A 17,564-nucleotide genomic window follows, 5' to 3' on the forward strand; every position below is an offset into this window, starting at 1 on the left:
AGCCCGCCGAGCCTACTAGCGATACACCCTTACACGATCTCGAGCAATCGCTGCTCGACGCGCCCGATCCTCACCTTTCGCCAGCCCCGCAGCTCCTCGTCGAGTTCCCCATCTCCGGTGTCGACACGCAACACGCCGATATCGTCGAGTTTGGCCCGCGAGGCGACGATCTCGATCTCGGATGCTCGGAGCACGGCCGGCGAGAGCTGCTGGTTGCCCCGCCCGAAGACGAACCCCTGGCCGCCGATCGGCGAGACCATCACGACGTTCCGCTCGCCGAGACTCCCCTCGATCTCGTCGGCGCTCCCGTCGCGAACGAGCAGTTCGCCACCCTCCTCGTCCGCTCGCCAGACGTCGACGCCGAGCGGGCTGCCGTCGAAGCCGAGTTCGCGTTTGATCGCGCCGAGCGTACTCCCCGGTCCGAGCACGTAGGTCGTGCCCGCCTCGACGTCGGCGGCGATCCCCGCCGCGAGCGTCTCGACGCTCCCGCCCGAGAGCTGTTTGCTCGACTGGAGCTCCTCGGCGACGGGAACCTCGGCGAGCCCCTTCAGTTCGCTCGTCACCTCGCCAGCGCGGTAGGCTTCCTCGTCGATGTCGTTGACCTCGCGGGTTTCGGTGCGTTCGAACGTCGCCGCGATCCGTCCGGCCGCGCGCGGCGAGACCGCGAACACCGACGAATAGATCTTGACGCCGGCGGGCACGCCGAGCATCGGGATCTCGCCGTGCTCGTCGAGCGTCTCGGCGACGTCGACCGCGGTGCCGTCGCCGCCGACGAAGAGGACGAGATCGACGCCCGCGTCGGCGAACGCCGCGACGGCGTCGTGCGTGTCGGCAGCGCTCGTCTCTTCCGACGACTGGGTGCGGACATCCGGATCGAAGCCGGCGTCGACGGCGATCGTCTCGCCCATCTCGCCGCCGGCGACGAGCAGTTCGACGTCCGGATCGGCGGCCAGCAGTCCGTCGAGCGCCTCGCGGGCGCGTTCCGGAGCCCGCTGTTCCGCCCCGCGCTCGCGTGCCTCCTCGACCTTGCCGTCGGTGCCTTTCAGTCCGACTCGACCGCCCATTCCGGCGATCGGGTTCACCACGAAGCCGACACGTCGCATACCGTCTTCAGTGGAGTCGCCGGCAAAAGCCGTCCGACTCGAACGACCTATACGGGGCGGGCCGGAAACACGGTCATGAACGCGGTGCTCCTTCAGGAAGGTGTGCAGACGGGTATCATCAACGGGGCCGGCGCGCTCGTCACGATCGCGAGTCTGGCCGTCGTCGCCGCGTGGTGGGCCTATCTCTACCGTTAGTCCTCGACGAGCGTGACGTGCTCGGCGAGCCAGTCGGCCGCCGCCGTGACCTCGTCTTGGCTCGCGCTCTGGACCTTGAGCCGGACGTGTTCGCCGGGATAGCTTCCCACGCTCACGTCGAAACGCTCGCGAACCCCCTCGATCCTGTCGAGCAGCGCGCTCTCGGGCTCGTCGGCGTAGACGAACTCGACGGCCTCGACGGTGCCCGTAAACTCCTCGGCGACCGACTCGAACATCGCCTTCATCTCGTCGGGCACACCCGGGAAAACGTACACTCCTTCGACGACACAGCCCGGCGCGACGCCCGCCTCGTTGTGCAGCACGCGCGCACCGCTCGGGAGATCGGTCGTCCCGGTCGCGAGGTCGTCGCGCTCGTAGCCACCGTGTGCTTCGAGCCACTCGACGGCCTCGTCGCTCCTCGCGAGTTCGCGGTCGAAGGCTCGCGCGACGGCGTCCATCGTCATGTCGTCGTGGGTCGGCCCGAGTCCGCCGGTGACGAGGACGGCGTCGTAGCGGTCGTGGAGGCTGGCGATGGTGGCGGCGATCTCGTCGATATCGTCGGGGACGACGACCGCGCGCTCGACGTCGGCCCCTCGCTCGGTGAGGCGCGTGCCGAGCCACGAGGCGTTGGTGTTGACCGTATCGCCGGCCAGCAGTTCGTCACCGACAGAAACCAGCGCGACGCGCATGCCACAGGCTGGGTGGCGCGCAGTGAAAAACAGTCGGTTAGTCGCCGATAGCTACATGTTCGGCCACGCGCGCGCCGCACGCAGCGTGCCGCCGACGTCGCGGATCCAGCGCGTGGCGATCCCCTTCTTCAGGATCTCCGCGGCCGGTCCGCCGAAGGTGTTCATCGGGACGCCGACGACATCGTGGGCGACGGCCTTGTCGCCGACCGAGACGACCGTCCCCTTGCTCTCGTGGGTCCACTCGGCCAGCGGCTGGCCGTGGAGCGCGCGGGCGACGTTCTCGCCGGCGACCTCGGCGGCCTGCCAGGCGGCCTGTGCGGTCGGCGGACACGGCCCGTCGGGCTGGTCGACGATCGCCGAGTCGCCGAGCGCGAACACGTGATCGTCGCTCGTCTCGAACGTCGCGTCGGCGTTGACGCGGTTGTGTTCGTCGTCGAGCTCGGCATCGTCCATCGCGTCCTGACCGGTGATGCCGCCGGTCCAGACGAACACGTCGTGAGCGAGCGACTCGCCGGATTCGAAGTGGATCTCGCCCGCTTCGGCCTGGGTGATCGGGTCGCCGGTCGCGATCTCGATGTCGAGATCGAGCAGGCGCTTTCTGAGCGCCCCCTGGAGTTCGGGATCGTTGCCCGGGAAGATCTCGTCGAGCGCCTCGACGAGCGTGATCTCGATCGGTGCGTGATGCATGTCGCGGAACTCGGCGACCTCGCCGGCGGTCTGGATGCCGGAGAGCCCGGCCCCGCCGATGGCGACCTGTGCGGGGTCGTCCTCTGTCGCCTCGCGAGCGGCCTCCTTGACCTGATCGTGGATCTCGAAGGCGTCGTCGAGGCTCTTGAGCGTCAGCGAGTGCTCTTCGAGCCCGTCGATGCCGTAGTAGGCGGTCTGGGAACCGAGCGTGACGAGCGCGTAGTCGTAGGACACCGTCGACCCGTCGTCGAGGGAGACTTCCTGGTCGTCACAGTCGAGACCAGTGACCTCGCCCTGAATGAAGCGCGTGCTGGGCGATTTGATCGAATCGACGGGGATCGTCACGTTCTGCTGGACGCTCGGATCACGGATACAGCGATGGCTCTCGTGAAGAACGAGATGGTAATCGTTGTCGGAGACCCACACGAGATCGGTCTCCTCGTCGAGGGCGTCTTCGAGGCTCAGTATCGCGCCGGCCCCGGCATACCCAGCGCCGAGGACGACGACGGTTGCCGTCATACACATAATTCCGCGGTCGATCGTTACAAAGGCTTTGAAACACGATGCGACGGTGAATGGGTGGCATATGCCGGCGTCCCGTCCGACGGTGTATCATCCCGCTTGCGGGGGTTTTAATCGTCGTGGCACCCAGCGGTGGGCATGGTCTCGCGGCTCGTGCTCGGCTGCGGCTCCGTCGGTCGGACGCTCGTGAGCGAGCTCGCCGACCGGCCGGGGCGGGTGCTGGTCTGCTGTGCGGACGAACATCGCATCGAAACCCTCCGTAGCGACCGCGTCACGGCCCGCCTGGCCGACCCGACCGACCCCGAAACCCTCGCGGCGGTCGACCGCTCGATCGACATCGTCGTCGTGGCCGACGACGACCCGGCCACCAACCGTGCGGCCGTCGAACTCGCCCGCGAACACCATCCCGACACCTTCGTCCTCGCGTATGCGGGCGAGGAGCCCGCCGTCGAAACACGGCTGCAGATCGAATCGATCGCCGACCGACTCGTCGACAGGGAGGCGACCGTCGCCGCCGATCTCGTCGAGCGCATCGGCGAGGCGAGTATGCGGCCCCGACGGCTCCGGCGCGTGCTCCGCTCGATCGACGGGCCGCTCGCGGTCGTCACCCACGACAACCCCGATCCCGACGCGATCGCGAGCGCGCTCGCGCTCTGTAAGGTCGCGCGGACGGTCGGTCGCGAGGCGGAGATCTGCTATTTCGGCGAGATCACCCACCAGGAAAATCGAGCGTTGATCAACGTCCTGGACGTCGAACTCCGCGAACTCGAACCGGGCGACATCGACGACTATGGGGGCGTCGCGCTCGTCGATCACTCCCGGCCGGGCGTCAACGACCAACTGGCCGAGGACACCCCCGTGGACGTGCTGATCGACCACCATCCACCGCGCGCGCCGGTCGAGGCGCGGTTCGTCGACCTCCGGAGCGACGTGGGCGCGACGAGCACGCTGCTCGTCGAGTATCTCCGCCAGCTCGGCATCGAGATCGACGAGACCGTCGCGACCGCGCTGCTGTACGGGATCCGGGTCGACACGGACGACTTCCGGCGTGAGGCTTCGACGGTGGACTTCGACGCCGCGGCCTACCTGCTCCCCTTCACCGACGAGTCGGTGCTCGAACGGATCGCGACGCCGAGCATGAGCGCCGAGACGCTCGAAACGATGGCACGGGCGATCACCAACCGCGAGGTCCGCGGCTCGGTGCTCGTGAGCCACATCGAGGAGCTCCACGAGCGCGACGCGCTCGCCCAGTCGGCCGATCAGCTGCTCGATATCGAGGGCGTCCGGACCACGCTGGTGTACGGCATCATCGACGGGACGGTCTACTGCTCGGGTCGGACCCGCGGGGCGACCCTCGACATCGGCGAGACCCTGCGGGACGCCTTCGATCGGATCGGCAGCGGCGGCGGCCACGCGGACATGGCCGGCGCACAGATCCCGCTCGGGCTGCTCGGCGAGAACGAGGAGGCGGAGCTCTCGGAGATCGTCCACGACCTCATCGTCGAACGCTTCTTCACGGCCATCGAGTCGCGCCCCGACGCGCGCTCGGTCGGCCCGTTCGCCGACGACGAGGATGGCGACGCCGACGATGAGGAGTCGTCACGCGACTGAACGAGACGTTTTTGTCCGCCCGCGGCGACGGCCTACCAATGAACGAAGGCAGCGACAAGCCACGGGTCGCCGACTACATGACCCGCGAGGTCGCGACCGTCTCGCCGGACGACACGGTCGCGGCGGTCGCCCGCCGCATCGCCGAAAGCGAAGAACACAGCGGCCTGCCGGTCTGTGAGGGTCGCAACTGTATCGGCTTCGTCAGCGCCCGCGACCTCCTGCTCGCCGACGACAGCGCGCTCGTCTTCACCGTCATGAGCGACGATCTCGTCGTCGCACACCCCGACATGGCGCTCTCGGACGCCGCGCGCGTCATCCTGCGATCGGGCATCCAGAAACTCCCGGTCGTCGACGATGCCGGCAACCTCACGGGGATCATCGCCAACACCGACGTCGTCCGCAGCCAGATCGAGCGCGCCACGCCCGAGAAGGTGGGCAAGCTCTCGCGCACGCTCGAGAACATCCACGGCGTCGAGACGGAAGAGGAGCGCCGGCGCGTCGCGCTCGCCGACCTGACGCCCACCCAATCGAAAGTGTACGGCGACGAACTCGAAGGCCGGAGCTACGAACTCGACCACGGGCTGACCGAACCGCTCGTCGTCATCGACAATGGGGGCGCGAAACTGCTGCTCGCCGACGGCCACCACCGGGTGAAGGCCGCCGCACAGTCGGGCATCGAGGAGATGGACGCCTACGTCATCATGGTCGACGAGCGCGTCGAGCTCGGGATGGCCCAGACCGCCCGCAACGAGGGGCTCTCGACGATCGACGACATCGCGGTCGTCGACTACGCCCACCATCCGCTCATCGAGAGCGTCGAGCGCCTCCAGAACCCCGAGTGAGGCCACCTTTTCCTGCCCGGAACCTTCATTGACGACCCACGCAAAAACTGCGAGCATGTACGACGAGGAGGATCTCGAAGCGATCCGCGAGGGGAAGGACCGGTGGGCCGAGGAGACCCTCGACCCCGTTCTGGAGCGCCACGGCGAACGCCAGGAGCACTTCGCCACGGTCTCGAACCTCGACGTCGATCGGCTCTACACGCCCGACGACGTCGCCGACATCGACTACGACGAGGATCTGGGCTACCCCGGCGAGGAGCCGTACACCCGGGGGGTCTACCCGACGATGTATCGCGGGCGGACGTGGACGATGCGCCAGTTCGCCGGCTTCGGCACCGCCGAGGAGACCAACGAGCGCTTCCACTATCTCGTCGACGAGGGCCAGACGGGACTGTCGACGGCGTTCGACATGCCGACGCTGATGGGGATCGACTCCGACGATGGGATGGCCGACGGAGAGGTAGGAAAGGAGGGCGTCGCGGTCGACACGCTCCGGGACATGGAGATCCTCTTCGACGGCATCGATCTGGCGGAGGTCTCGACGTCGTTCACGATCAACCCGAGCGCGCCAGTGATCTTCGCGATGTACGTCGCCCTCGCCGACAAGCGCGGCGTACCCCGCGAAAAGCTTCGAGGAACGATGCAGAACGACATGCTGAAGGAGTTCATCGCGCAGAAGGAGTGGGTCATCCCGCCCGATCCGTCGCTCGATCTCGTCACCGACACGATCGAGTTCGCCGTCGCGGAGACGCCGAAGATCAAACCCGTCTCGATCTCGGGTTACCACATCCGCGAGGCGGGTTCGACGGCGATCCAGGAGCTCGCCTTCACCCTCGCCGACGGCTTCGCCTACGTCGAGGACGCACTCGACAGGGGATTGGACATCGACGAGTTCGCGCCACAGCTCTCCTTTTTCTTCAACTCGCACAACTCGCTGTTCGAGGAGGTCGCCAAGTTCCGGGCCGCCCGGCGCATCTACGCGAACGTGATGGACGAGTGGTACGACGCCCAGGATCCGAAATCGAAGCAGCTCAAGTTCCACACCCAGACCGCCGGCCAGAGCCTCACCGCCCAGCAACCGCTCAACAACGTCGCCCGCGTGACGGTTCAGGCGCTCGCCGGTGTGTTGGGTGGCACCCAGAGCCTCCACACCAACAGCTACGACGAGGCGCTCGCGCTCCCCTCCGAGCAGGCGGTACGCGTCGCGCTCAGAACTCAGCAGATCATCGCCGAGGAGTCGGGTGCGGCGGACATCGTCGACCCACTGGGCGGGAGCTTCGCGGTCGAGAGCCTCACCGACGAGACGGAAGAGAAGGCGATGACCTACATCGAGGAGATCCGCGAGATGGGCGACGGCTCCGTTCGGGACGGCGTGCTCGCGGGTATCGAACAGGGCTACTTCCACCGTGAGATCCAGGACGCCTCCTTCGAGTATCAGGAACGCGTCGAGACGGGCGAGGAGACGGTCGTCGGGGTCAACAAGTACGAGTCGGACGAGGACACCAAACCGGAGATGCTCCACGTCGACGAGGAGGTCCAGGAGCGCCAGCGCGACCGCCTCGCCGAGGTGAAAGAAGAACGTGACGACGCGGCCGTCGAGGACGCGCTCGAAACACTCGGTGAAGCGGTCGAGAGCGGTGACAACGCCATGCCGGCCATCGTCGAAGCGGTGAAGGTGGGAACGACGATGGGCGAGATCATGGAGCTGTTCGAGCGTCGCCACGGCTCCTACCGCGAGACCGTCGGCGTGGCCTGATTCCGCGCCCCACCGCCCCGCCGGCGGCCGGTTCGGCTCCGTCGCTTCTGGGATAACAATTATGTATCGTCGCGCCGTCGGCCACATTTGGGTACGACAATTCATGACAACCGATGACGAGTTGACGATCGAATCACGACTGGCCGAACAGGAGTATTTCGAGCCACCGACCGAGTTCGTCGGACAGGCCAACATGGCCGATCCCGCGGTCTACGACCGGTTCGACGAGTTCCCCGAGGGGTTCGAGGAGTACGCCGCAATGCTCGACTGGGACGAACACTGGGACGAGGTACTCGACGACTCGAACCCGCCCTTTTACGAGTGGTTCGTCGGCGGGAAACTGAACGCCAGCCACAACTGCATCGACCGCCATCTCGACGAGCGCAAGAACCAGACCGCGCTGCTCTGGGAGGGCGAGGACGGCGAACAGCGCAACGTCAGCTATCAGGACCTCTATCGCGAGGTCAACGAGATGGCCGCCGCGCTGCGCTCGGCCGGCGTCGAGGAGGACGACATCGTCACGATCCATCTCCCGATGGTGCCGGCGCTGCCGATCACGATGCTCGCGTGCGCGCGTATCGGCGCACCCCACAGCGTCGTCTTCGCCGGCTTCTCGGCGAGCGCGCTCGCCGAACGGGTCGACGACGCCGACTCCGATCACGTCGTCACCATCGACGGCTACTATCGCCGTGGCGACTTCTTGGAGCACATCGAGAAGGCCGACGAGGCGATGGCCGAGGTCGACGGCGATCCCGACGTGCTCGCGTGGACGCGCCACGACGAGCCTCAGGTCGACGTCAGCGACGACTACACGCTCGTTTCGGAGCTTCTCGACGACCATCGTGGTGAGCGCGTCGAGCCGGTCAGCCGCGACGCCGAGGATCCGCTCTTTCTCATGTACACCTCGGGGACGACGGGCCAGCCGAAGGGCTGCCAGCATCGGACGGGTGGCTATCTCGCCTACGCGACGGGAACCGCGAAGTACGACGAGGACATCAAACCCGAGGACACCTACTGGTGTTCGGCGGATATCGGCTGGATCACGGGTCACAGCTACATCGTCTACGGGCCGCTCTCGCTCGGTACCACCTCGGTGATGTACGAGGGGACGCCCGACTACCCGCACAAGGGACGGACCTGGGAGATCGCCGAGAAGTACGACGTCGACATCTTCCACACCTCGCCGACGGCGGTCCGCCAGTTCATGAAGTGGGGCGAGGAAGAACTGGAGGGCTACGACTTCGACTTCCGACACATGACCACTGTAGGAGAACCGATCCAGCCCGAGGCCTGGCTCTGGTACTACAAACACGTCGGCGACGAGAGCGCCGTCATCGTCGATACCTGGTGGCAGACCGAAAACGGCGGACATATGATCACGAACCTGCCGGCGATCCAGGACATGAAACCCGGCAGTGCCGGCCGTCCAGCCCCCGGAATCGAACCCGCCATCCTCGACGACGCGGGCGAGGAGATCGCACCCGAGTCCGGCGAGGCGGGCAACCTCGCCATCACGCGGCCGTGGCCCGGTATGCTTCAAACCGTCCACGGCGACGACGAACGGTTCATCGAGGAGTACTGGGAGCGATTCTCGGACACCGACTCCGACGACTCCGCGGACTGGATCTACGAGGCGGGCGACGCGGCCGTCCAGGGAACGGACGGCTACTACCGAATTCTCGGCCGGCTCGACGACGTGATGAACGTCGCCGGCCACCGACTCGGAACGATGGAGCTCGAAAGCGCGATCGCGGAGGTCGAGGACGTCGCCGAGGCGGCCGTCGCCGCGCGTGACGACGCCGAGAAGGGCGAGGTGCCCGACGTCTACGTCACCGTCAGGGAGGGCGTCGAGGAAACCGAAGAGCTGCGCGGGCGCATCGTCGAATCCGTCGAGGAGGGTATCGGCAAGTTCGCCCGGCCGTCGAACGTGCTGTTCGTCGACGAACTGCCGAAGACCCGCTCGGGGAAGATCATGCGCCGACTCCTGGAGGACATCTCCAACGACGAGGAGCTCGGCAACACGAGCACGCTCGCCGACCCGAGCGTGCCCGAGACGATCCGCGATCAACTACAGGCGGACTAGAACGACCGCACGCCACCCGATAGAGAGCGGGAATCCGGCACCGCTCGATCTTGCGGGATTCGGCCTCACGATCGACTTCCTGAGTCTCGTCGATGTTGATCTCCTTCCGGGCGAAGGTGGGGCGGCCGTACTGCTGCTCGCGTTTGGCGTCCGTGACGCGCGATTGGATCAGTGATCCGGCTCGCCCGCAACTAGCACCGGACGATCGGCGTTGACGATCACCGACTGTGCACCGCTACGCAGCTGTGCCTTCCCGGCCGGCGAGCGCGTCCGGCCGCCGACACAGATGAGATCGGCCTCGCGCTCGGCCGCCACTTCGACGAGCGCAGTCGGTGGATCACTGCTCACGGTTTCGACGGTGGTGTCGATATCGTGTTCGTCGAAAAACGCGCTGATCTCCGACGGGTCGGCGGAGCCATCGCCCGCCCGTACCAGCACGACAGCGAGGGAGTCCGTGGCCGCGGGGAGATCGACGATCGTGCGAGCTTTCCGCAGCGTGCGTTCGTGGTCCGTGCCAGCACCCACGACGACGGTGTACATGATCGGTGAACGGGTCGCGCCGCCTTACCGGTCTCGGTCGCCGTAGCGTCGGGAGACGAACCGAACCGCGAGCAAGAGCACGCCGAGGATGGTCGCGAGCGTCACCATCCCGTAGACCGCAAGCCCGAACGGTGTCGGTGGCATCTCGATGAGGAAAAACAGCTTCACCGAGCGGAGCGCGTCCGGCCCGATCATCCCGAGGAGGAAGCCCATCACTCCGGCGACGCCGATAGCGACGCAGTAGATGGTGAACACGACGCTGCGGCCGCTGTAATCCGCCCGCCGTCCGCGCGTTGGGGTCTCGGACACACGACTGCTACCGCTCGCCGGAAGATTAGCCTTTTGTCCGCGTGTCCGCTATGCGCTCCATGAGCGAAAAGGAGATCCTGCTGGCGGTCCTCTCGGGCATCGCACTGTTGATGGCGGTCATGGCCGTCGTTCTCGTCGCCACCAGCTGAACCACTCCGGGCTGCTGCCGATCTCTTTTCCACGATCCGTCTATCCCGAAAAACGGTATCCGAGACGTCGCCAGTGGTGCCAGCGGACGGTCGCGGCGATGGTGGCTCTCTCGATCGATAGCCGACCGTATTCAACCGTTCTCTGATAGCAAGAATCGCGACGACGGTCGAACGTTCGATCGGCGTGTCGAACGCCTACTCGGTGTCGGCCGATCCGTCGACGGGGTCGCCGCCGTCGGTCATCGCTGTCTCCTCTTCCTCGCCGCCGTCAGTGATGGCCGTTTCGAGGCGACGTTCGTTCCAGCCCCACTCGTTGGTGAACTGGCCAGTCTCCTTGAGATCCCACGGGTCGTTGTCCTGGAGCGTCGGCGCTTCGTACCACGACTGGATCATGTTCCAGACCCAGATGATCTGGCCGACCAGCAGGATGAACGCCCCGAGCGTCGTCACCTGGTGGAGGACCTCGATTATCTGCTGGGGTCCGACACCGAAGGTGTAGGTCGCGTACCGGCGCGGCATGCCGAGATAGCCCAGCAGGAGCATGGCGAAGAACGTGATGTTCGTCCCGATCATCGTCAGCCAGAAATGCCACTTCGCGAGGCGTTTCTGGTACATCTTGCCGGTGATGATGGGGAACCAGTAGTAGATCCCGGCGAACACCGTGAACGCGAGCAGTCCCATGAGGATGTAGTGGAAGTGACCGACGATGTAGTAGGTGTCGTGCAGCACGAGGTCGATCGGGATCGCTGCCGTGAATATGCCAGTGACACCGCCGAAGATGAAGTTCGAGACCGCACCGACACAGAACAGCATCGGCGCGGTGAGCCTGAGATTCCCGCCCCAGAGCGTCGTCGTCCAGTTGAACACCTTGACGGCGCTCGGGATGGCGATCGCGAGTGAAACGGCCTCGAAGCTCGCGCGGATGCGCGGGTCGATACCGGTCGCGAACATGTGGTGTGCCCAGACGCCGAAGGAGAGCACGCCGATGGCCAGCGTCGAGTAGACGACGAACTTGAAGCCGAACAGCTTGCGTCCGGAGAACTTCGGGAGGATGAAACTGACCAGCCCCATCGGTGGGAGCGCGAGGATATAGACCTCAGGATGGCCGAAGAACCAGAACAGATGTTGCCAGAGGATCGGCCCACCACCCTCCGCGAGGAAGAACGTCGTTCCGAAGTTACGGTCGAGCAGCAGCATGATGAGCGCGCTGCCCAGCAGCGGGAACGCGAAGAGGATCAGTCCCGACTGGGTGAGCATCGTCCAGCTGAAGATGTCGAGATTCGCCCAGTTGACGTCGCTGCCGCGATCGGTGAAGATGGTCGCGATGAAGTTGATCGCGCCCATCGTCGCCGAAAGTCCGGTGAAGTGGAGTCCCAACAGCATGAAGTCGATGCCGAGCCCGGAGACGCCGGCCTGCGTACCGGTGCCGACGCCGGCCGACAGCGGCGTGTACATGGTCCAGGCGGTCTGTGCGGGCTGAATATCGGTAAACGGAACGACGAGGAAGCCGGCCCAGACCAGCAGCGCCCCCGGCGGCAGCATCCAGAACGCGATGGCGTTGATGCGTGGGAACGCCATGTCCTCGGCGTTGACGAGCAGCGGAATGAAGTAGTTCCCGAAGGCCGCGATCATCGGCGTACCGAACAGGAACAGCATCGTGATGCCGTGGCTGGTCAGCAGTGAGTTGTAGAACTGCGAACCGATGATGGCCTCGTCGGGCGTAAGCAGCTCGGTCCGCATCAGAATGACCATGATACCACCGACGGCGAACGCGATGATGGAGTAGGCCCCGTAGAGGATCCCGATGTCCTTGTGATCGACGGTCGTCAGCCATCGGATGAGACCACTCGGCTTTTCGTCGTGTGCGTAGCCGCTCTCCTCGCCGACGGCACCACCACCGCCGGCAAGCGGCGTGTACGAACGCCAGTCCTCGATGCGGCTGAGCCAGACGGCCACGCCCGCCAGGAACAGCCCCATCAACGCTGTCAACACCAACTGCGCTTCTACCATGTCCGACCCTGTGACCTACGGGGTAAAGAATCCTTAGATTCCGGCTTCCCACACGCCGACCGCTGGACGGAAGCGGCGTCGGCACCGACGATGGCGTCAGTTCTCGTCGTCCTCGTCGCCGCCAGCGTCGTCGGGTTCGGCGTCGCTACTCTCGTCGTTTTCGGCATCGCTTTCGGATTGGTCGTCATCGCTTTCGGGGTGATCGTCGCTCACCAGCTCCTCCTCGACGCCGCTATCGAGGGTTGCGTCGCTCGCCGAGAGTTCGCCGGCGGCTGTAGCGCTCTGCTCGTCCCGTGCGACCGCCCGTCCGGAGACGAACGTGACGAGCACGAGGACGGCGAACGGGACGACCAACAGCCCGATGCTGATGGCGGTCACGAACGGGTCGAGCTCCCACGGGCTGGCGAACAGGAAGACGAGGATGAAGAACGTGAGGATCCCGAGCGGAACGATGTTGACCGTGAGGTCGAGGAGCGTCTCGCGGTCGAACGTGCGCTCTGACATGATTGGCCCCTTCACCCGGCCGGATAAATAGGTTGTCGGTTCCCCGGTGTCTCGTTCGGCGCTGTATCGTCAGATGGACTCGCTCTCGGCGAATCGTCCGCCCGCCCCGATGACGACCGAGACGATGCCCGCGATCAGCAGCTCGACGCCACGACCGACGATCCCGTTTGGCCGGCCGACGACGGTGGCGATCGCATCGAACGTGACGCTGTCGAGCTGGGTCACGGTGACGAGCGCGCCGAGCACACAGAGCGCGACGCCGAGTCCCGCGAGCAGGTTCCACGGCCGATCGGCGTAGCCCGATTCGAGCACGATGCCGGCGATGGCTCCGACGAACAGGAGCAGTCCGCCGACGGCGACCGGAAACACGTTGAACAGCAGGCCGAGCTCCGAAAACAGGAGGCCGAGCACGACGATGAGCGGCCACGGACTCGACATCCGATACTGGTCGCTCAACCCTGGCTGGTCGTCCATACCGCTCCGTGGGCTGCGAGCGTAACAAACCCATCGAAACGACCACCAGCCGTGGCGAGCAGCCGACGGCTGGCTGCCGAGCGGTGTAAGAGGGTTTTTAATCATCGGTGTGCAACCGGCGCGTATGGGAACCGCCGACGACACGAACGAGGGGGAGGGACACCACCTCCCGGCGACCGAGGACTGGCCGCGCGGGTTCGGCGAGGCGAGCTGGTGGCCGTTCATCAGCGCTGCGGGCGCTGCCGGGCTCTATCTCGGCGCGGCGCTGTTCTTCCTTGGACACGGTGATATCGAACTCGTCCCGCCATCGGCCGGCCCGATCGTCTTCATCGCCAGCGCCGGCCTCTTCCTGTTCGGACTGTTCGGCTGGCTCTATCACGCCTACGTCGCCGACTACTGGTCGCGCGGCACAGACAGCCGCGGCGCGGGCTCACTCCGATTCGGCATGCTGCTGTTTCTGGGCACCGAAATCGCCACCTTCGGTGCCGGCTTCATCTACTTCTTCTTCATCCGCGTGGGCACGTGGCCACCCGGTGAACTCCCCCATCTCCTCAGTTCGCTGGTCCTGATCAACACGGCGCTGCTGGTCGCCAGCAGTTTCACCATCCACTTCGCCGAGATCTCGCTGCGCAAGGACAATCGCAAGGGGTTCCTCGGGCTGCTCGGCGTCACCCTTCTCCTGGGGATCGTCTTCATCGGTGGCCAGGTCTTCGAGTACTACACCTTCATCATCGAGGAGGGGTTCACCCTCACCGACGGCATCTTCGCCAGCGCCTTCTTCAGTCTCACCGGACTGCACGGACTCCACGTCACGATGGGTGCGATCCTCCTCGGGATCGTCTTCGTGCGCGGACTCGCCGGACAGTACACCGCCGAGCGTCACACCTCCGTGAGCACCGTCTCGATGTACTGGCACTTCGTCGACGTCGTGTGGCTGTTCCTCGTCGTCGTGCTGTACGTCGGCGGAGCAGCCTGATCGGATCGGCCAGCCGAATCGTAGCGCGATCCGACGCGATACGACCGAACCACTGCTCGTTTCGTTCGATGAAAAAGAGTCGCACCGTCCGCGAGTCGCCGATCAGATCTCGTTTAGCTTTCTGAGGATCTGCCCGCGGCGCTGCTCGTCGGCCCTGATCCCCTTTCGTTCGAGGACGTTGCGTTCGAGTTTGTCGAGTGCGACCCGGAAGGCGCTCTCGGCCCCGTAGCCCTCGCCGGTGCCGGCGACCTGGCCCTGGCTCGTGCGCAGGCGGATCTGACACTGGATCAACGGCGTGCCACGGAGTTTCTCCTTGTGTTTGTGGAATCGCACGTGGGCGTGGTGGACCTGCATCTCCTGGAACTTGTCGGCGACCTGCGTCACGGATTCACGGAGATCCTCACGAGTGATCGTGTCGAGCAGGTCGATGTTGGTGATCTGGACGTCCATGTGGTCCTCCTCGGTGAACGTCAGCGCCCGGAGCACGTCGGTCTTGGTGAGCACGCCGTCGATGGTGCGGTCGTCCTCGGGTGGCGTGACGACCAGCCCGTTGTAGTCGTTGTCGAGCATTCGTGACACCGCTTCGCGAACGGATTCGTCGCCCGAGATCGTCTCGACGGGCGCGCTCATCAGGTCGTAGACGGGGATATCGAGCATGCGATCGGAGTCGCCCGAGCGCTCGCCCTCGGTCGGCTGGTCCATGTTGCGCACGACGAAATCGACGAGATCGTGGGTCGTTGCCACGCCCGTGAGGTAGCCCGCCTCGTTCTCGACGGGGAGCCGGGAGACGCCGTGTTCACGCAGGCGGTTGATCGCCTGGCCGACGCTGGCGTCCTCGGCGATGGTGATGACGTCGTCGGTGTGGATCTGCGAGACGACGAGCGCGTCGAGGTTGTCGAGGACGGCCTCCAGGATCGCGTCGGCGGTGACGATCCCCCAGAGGCTGTCGCCCTCGACGACCGGGGCGACTTTCGTGTTGCCCTCGACGAGCATCCGTGCGACGTCCCGAACGTCGCTCGTCCGTTTGACCTGTGGGGCCGAGCTCATCAGCGCGTTCGCCTTCGTCGAGTCCTCGACGTGTGATTGCATCAGCGAGCGCTGGGTGATCACGCCGGCGTACTCACCGTTGTTGGTGACGATGAGCCCACGCGGGCTCTCCTCCTCGAAGAGCGCTCGAACCTTCCCGAGGCGCTGGTCGGCGCTCACTTCGACGTGGTCGGTGGTTGCGATGTCGGCGATGTTCATGCTCTCACCCTCATCAGTTCAACGGCGGGGCTAATCAACACTTTGCTCGTTCTCACGATGTCGTGTCGTCGCCCACGCTGCAGCGACCCCGACGGCCCGACAGTTCTTGACCCCCGCGCACGTAGCGCATGGAATGATGCTACCGGACATCGGCGTGTTCGGCCCGTACACCTATCTCGTGACCGAGGTGGTCTTCGGGACGGCCGCGCTCGCGCTGCTGGCCTACACCGGGTCGCTCAGACGGGCCGCCAGAACGGTGGTGGCGCTCTACCCGATCGCGTACGTCTGGGACTGGTACACCCTCCGTGTGGGTGTCTTCGAGATCCAGCTCCGTACCGGCGTCGAGCTGCTGGGCATTCCGATCGAGGAACACATCTTCATGATCGTCGTACCGGCGCTCGTCGTCGGTATCCACGAGCTCGTCAACGGGGTGGCGACGACCGATGAGGCGACGGTGTCGGACGAAGGGCGAACCGATCGCGCCGATTGAGTGAGAGGGGGGGAGGGAGACGGGGCCACGGCGAACAGGTCACGACATACGAACGCTCTCTACCACGCCGCCGCCAGCACCGCTTCGATCTCCTCGCTCGTCGGGTTCAGATCAGCGGGCACGTTCGCCATGAAGCCGTCGGCGAGAACGGCCTCGGCGACCGCCGGGAACTCGTCCTGTTCGGGACCATCGACGTCACGGAGTCGAGTCGGCAGCCCGAGCGCGTCCCGGACGTCCGCGACGGCGGTCGTGATCGCGTCGGCCGTGTCGTCGGCATCGATTATGCCGAGCGCGTCGGCCAGCAGATCCCGCCGGCCGTCGACGTGCTCGAAGAGATAGTCGAGGGCGTGAGGCGCGACGATGCCGTGGGCCGTCCCTTGCTGGATGGGGTTGCCTCGTGTCAGGCCGTGGCTGAGCGAATGGATCAGCGAGAGCGTGCCCGCGTCCGGCCGCGAGATGCCGTACTGGACGAGCAGGCTGCCCCGGGCGAGCGCGTCGAAGACCCAGGGCTCGCGTGTCCCGTCGCCGAACGCGAGCAGCCCGTCCTGATAGAGCGAGAGCCCTCGGACGGCGGTGGCATCGGTCACCGGCGTCGCCGTGCTGGCGTACAGCGTCTCGATGCCCTTGTCGAACCCGTTCATCGCCGAGGCGGCGAGCACGTCGTCGGGCGTCGTGGCGAACAGCGCGCTATCGGCGACGACGGCCACCGGCAGCAGAGCGGGGTCCGAGAGGCCGCCGGACACCGATTCGTCGACGAGTCCACCCTCGGGCGTCGCCGCGACACCGCCGCCCTGCGAGACGTCCGCACCCGCGAGCGTCGTCGGCACCGCGACGATCGGGACGACCGTTTCGGGCACGGTGAGCGTTCCCGTCTCGGTGAGTTCCGCGCCCGCGGCGTCGTAGACGGCCGCTGGATCGTCGTCCGCAGCGGCCGCACGTGCGGCGAGAACGCTCACCTGTTTGGCCGCGTCGAGGCTGCTCCCGCCGCCGAGCGCGACGATACAGTCGGCATCCAGCTCGCGCACTCGCTCGGCTCCGTCGGCGGCCGTCGCCAGCCGCTTTTCGGCCGTCGTTTCGGCGAAAACGCCCGCGAGGCGCTCGTCCAGTCCCGATCGAACGGGATCAATGACCGCCGACGTCGAGCCGACGGTCTGTCCGCTGACGACGAGCGCACGTTCGAGACCGCGAGCCGCGAGCTCCTCACCCAGCTCGCCGGCGCTGTGGCGGCCACACCGGAGCGTCGGTGCGTCGTACGCGAAGCGAAACGGCTCGGTAACGCGCGATGGAACCGCGTTGTCATCGTCCATCCCCGACTCCTCGCGAAGCTGGCCAGTTGAAACGTTCGCTTGTTGGGGCTGTACACCACCCACGGTTCTGCC

General features: G+C 66.0%; 16 protein-coding genes. 6 read left to right on the forward strand and 10 right to left on the reverse strand.

Annotated elements, in window-relative coordinates; all coding sequences use genetic code 11:
• Positions 1 to 29: 29 nt before the first annotated feature.
• From C451_RS15370 to C451_RS15380, 3 genes are all read right to left on the reverse strand, one after another.
• The gene (locus C451_RS15370; protein WP_007741925.1) at positions 30 to 1,103 is read right to left on the reverse strand and encodes an ATP-NAD kinase family protein; all 1,074 of its coding nucleotides are present in this window, start codon (positions 1,101 to 1,103) and stop codon (positions 30 to 32) included.
• 191 nt (positions 1,104 to 1,294) lie between these two features.
• A complete protein-coding gene (locus tag C451_RS15375) occupies positions 1,295 to 1,987 on the reverse strand; it encodes a competence/damage-inducible protein A (RefSeq protein ID WP_007741926.1) in 693 nt (230 codons plus the stop codon).
• A 51-nt stretch (positions 1,988 to 2,038) separates the two neighbouring features.
• Complete coding sequence (locus C451_RS15380; protein WP_007741928.1) at positions 2,039 to 3,193, reverse strand: NAD(P)/FAD-dependent oxidoreductase; 1,155 nt, start codon at positions 3,191 to 3,193, stop codon at positions 2,039 to 2,041.
• Positions 3,194 to 3,334: 141 nt separating this feature from the next.
• Here C451_RS15380 and C451_RS15385 point away from each other — a divergent pair, with 141 nt between their 5' ends.
• The 4 genes from C451_RS15385 (at position 3,335) to acs (ending at position 9,488) form a co-directional block, all read left to right on the forward strand.
• Positions 3,335 to 4,807, forward strand: coding sequence for a DHH family phosphoesterase (locus C451_RS15385; RefSeq protein ID WP_007741930.1), 1,473 nt, complete (start codon positions 3,335 to 3,337; stop codon positions 4,805 to 4,807).
• Positions 4,808 to 4,845: 38 nt separating this feature from the next.
• Positions 4,846 to 5,649, forward strand: coding sequence for a CBS pair associated ParBc domain-containing protein (locus C451_RS15390; RefSeq protein ID WP_007741932.1), 804 nt, complete (start codon positions 4,846 to 4,848; stop codon positions 5,647 to 5,649).
• 55 nt (positions 5,650 to 5,704) lie between these two features.
• Positions 5,705 to 7,405, forward strand: a complete 1,701-nt coding sequence (locus tag C451_RS15395; protein WP_007741934.1) for an acyl-CoA mutase large subunit family protein — start codon at positions 5,705 to 5,707, stop codon at positions 7,403 to 7,405.
• Between the two features lie 103 nt (positions 7,406 to 7,508).
• Positions 7,509 to 9,488: an acetate--CoA ligase gene (gene acs / locus C451_RS15400; protein WP_007741942.1), complete on the forward strand. Its 1,980-nt coding sequence runs from the start codon at positions 7,509 to 7,511 to the stop codon at positions 9,486 to 9,488.
• A gap of 168 nt (positions 9,489 to 9,656) precedes the next feature.
• Here the strand turns inward: acs and C451_RS15405 are convergent, their stop codons facing one another.
• From C451_RS15405 to C451_RS15425, 5 genes are all read right to left on the reverse strand, one after another.
• Positions 9,657 to 10,028 carry a universal stress protein gene (locus C451_RS15405; protein WP_007741944.1) on the reverse strand — a complete coding sequence of 124 codons (372 nt, stop codon included), beginning with the start codon at positions 10,026 to 10,028 and terminating at the stop codon, positions 9,657 to 9,659.
• Positions 10,029 to 10,052: 24 nt separating this feature from the next.
• Positions 10,053 to 10,337: a DUF7520 family protein gene (locus C451_RS15410; protein ID WP_007741946.1), complete on the reverse strand. Its 285-nt coding sequence runs from the start codon at positions 10,335 to 10,337 to the stop codon at positions 10,053 to 10,055.
• Between the two features lie 344 nt (positions 10,338 to 10,681).
• A complete protein-coding gene (locus C451_RS15415; protein WP_007741948.1) occupies positions 10,682 to 12,463 on the reverse strand; it encodes a cbb3-type cytochrome c oxidase subunit I in 1,782 nt (593 codons plus the stop codon).
• Positions 12,464 to 12,592: 129 nt separating this feature from the next.
• Positions 12,593 to 13,000: a DUF6684 family protein gene (locus C451_RS15420; RefSeq protein ID WP_007741952.1), complete on the reverse strand. Its 408-nt coding sequence runs from the start codon at positions 12,998 to 13,000 to the stop codon at positions 12,593 to 12,595.
• Positions 13,001 to 13,069: 69 nt separating this feature from the next.
• Positions 13,070 to 13,474, reverse strand: a complete 405-nt coding sequence (locus C451_RS15425; protein WP_007741954.1) for a DUF7541 family protein — start codon at positions 13,472 to 13,474, stop codon at positions 13,070 to 13,072.
• 124 nt (positions 13,475 to 13,598) lie between these two features.
• Between C451_RS15425 and C451_RS15430 the strand changes: the two genes are divergently transcribed.
• Positions 13,599 to 14,450 (forward strand): cytochrome c oxidase subunit 3, encoded by an 852-nt coding sequence (locus tag C451_RS15430; protein ID WP_007741958.1) that lies wholly within the window; start codon positions 13,599 to 13,601, stop codon positions 14,448 to 14,450.
• Between the two features lie 102 nt (positions 14,451 to 14,552).
• Here C451_RS15430 and C451_RS15435 read toward each other — a convergent pair whose 3' ends face one another.
• Positions 14,553 to 15,695: a CBS domain-containing protein gene (locus C451_RS15435; RefSeq protein ID WP_007741959.1), complete on the reverse strand. Its 1,143-nt coding sequence runs from the start codon at positions 15,693 to 15,695 to the stop codon at positions 14,553 to 14,555.
• A gap of 136 nt (positions 15,696 to 15,831) precedes the next feature.
• Between C451_RS15435 and C451_RS15440 the strand changes: the two genes are divergently transcribed.
• Positions 15,832 to 16,185, forward strand: coding sequence for a lycopene cyclase domain-containing protein (locus C451_RS15440; RefSeq protein WP_193788320.1), 354 nt, complete (start codon positions 15,832 to 15,834; stop codon positions 16,183 to 16,185).
• A 59-nt stretch (positions 16,186 to 16,244) separates the two neighbouring features.
• On the opposite strand, the gene C451_RS15445 is transcribed toward C451_RS15440, so the two are convergent.
• Positions 16,245 to 17,492 (reverse strand): iron-containing alcohol dehydrogenase family protein, encoded by a 1,248-nt coding sequence (locus tag C451_RS15445; RefSeq protein WP_049913157.1) that lies wholly within the window; start codon positions 17,490 to 17,492, stop codon positions 16,245 to 16,247.
• Positions 17,493 to 17,564 lie beyond the last annotated feature (72 nt).

The sequence above is a fragment of the Halococcus thailandensis JCM 13552 genome (assembly GCF_000336715.1).
In the GTDB taxonomy this organism is placed as follows: Archaea; Halobacteriota; Halobacteria; order Halobacteriales; family Halococcaceae; genus Halococcus; species Halococcus thailandensis.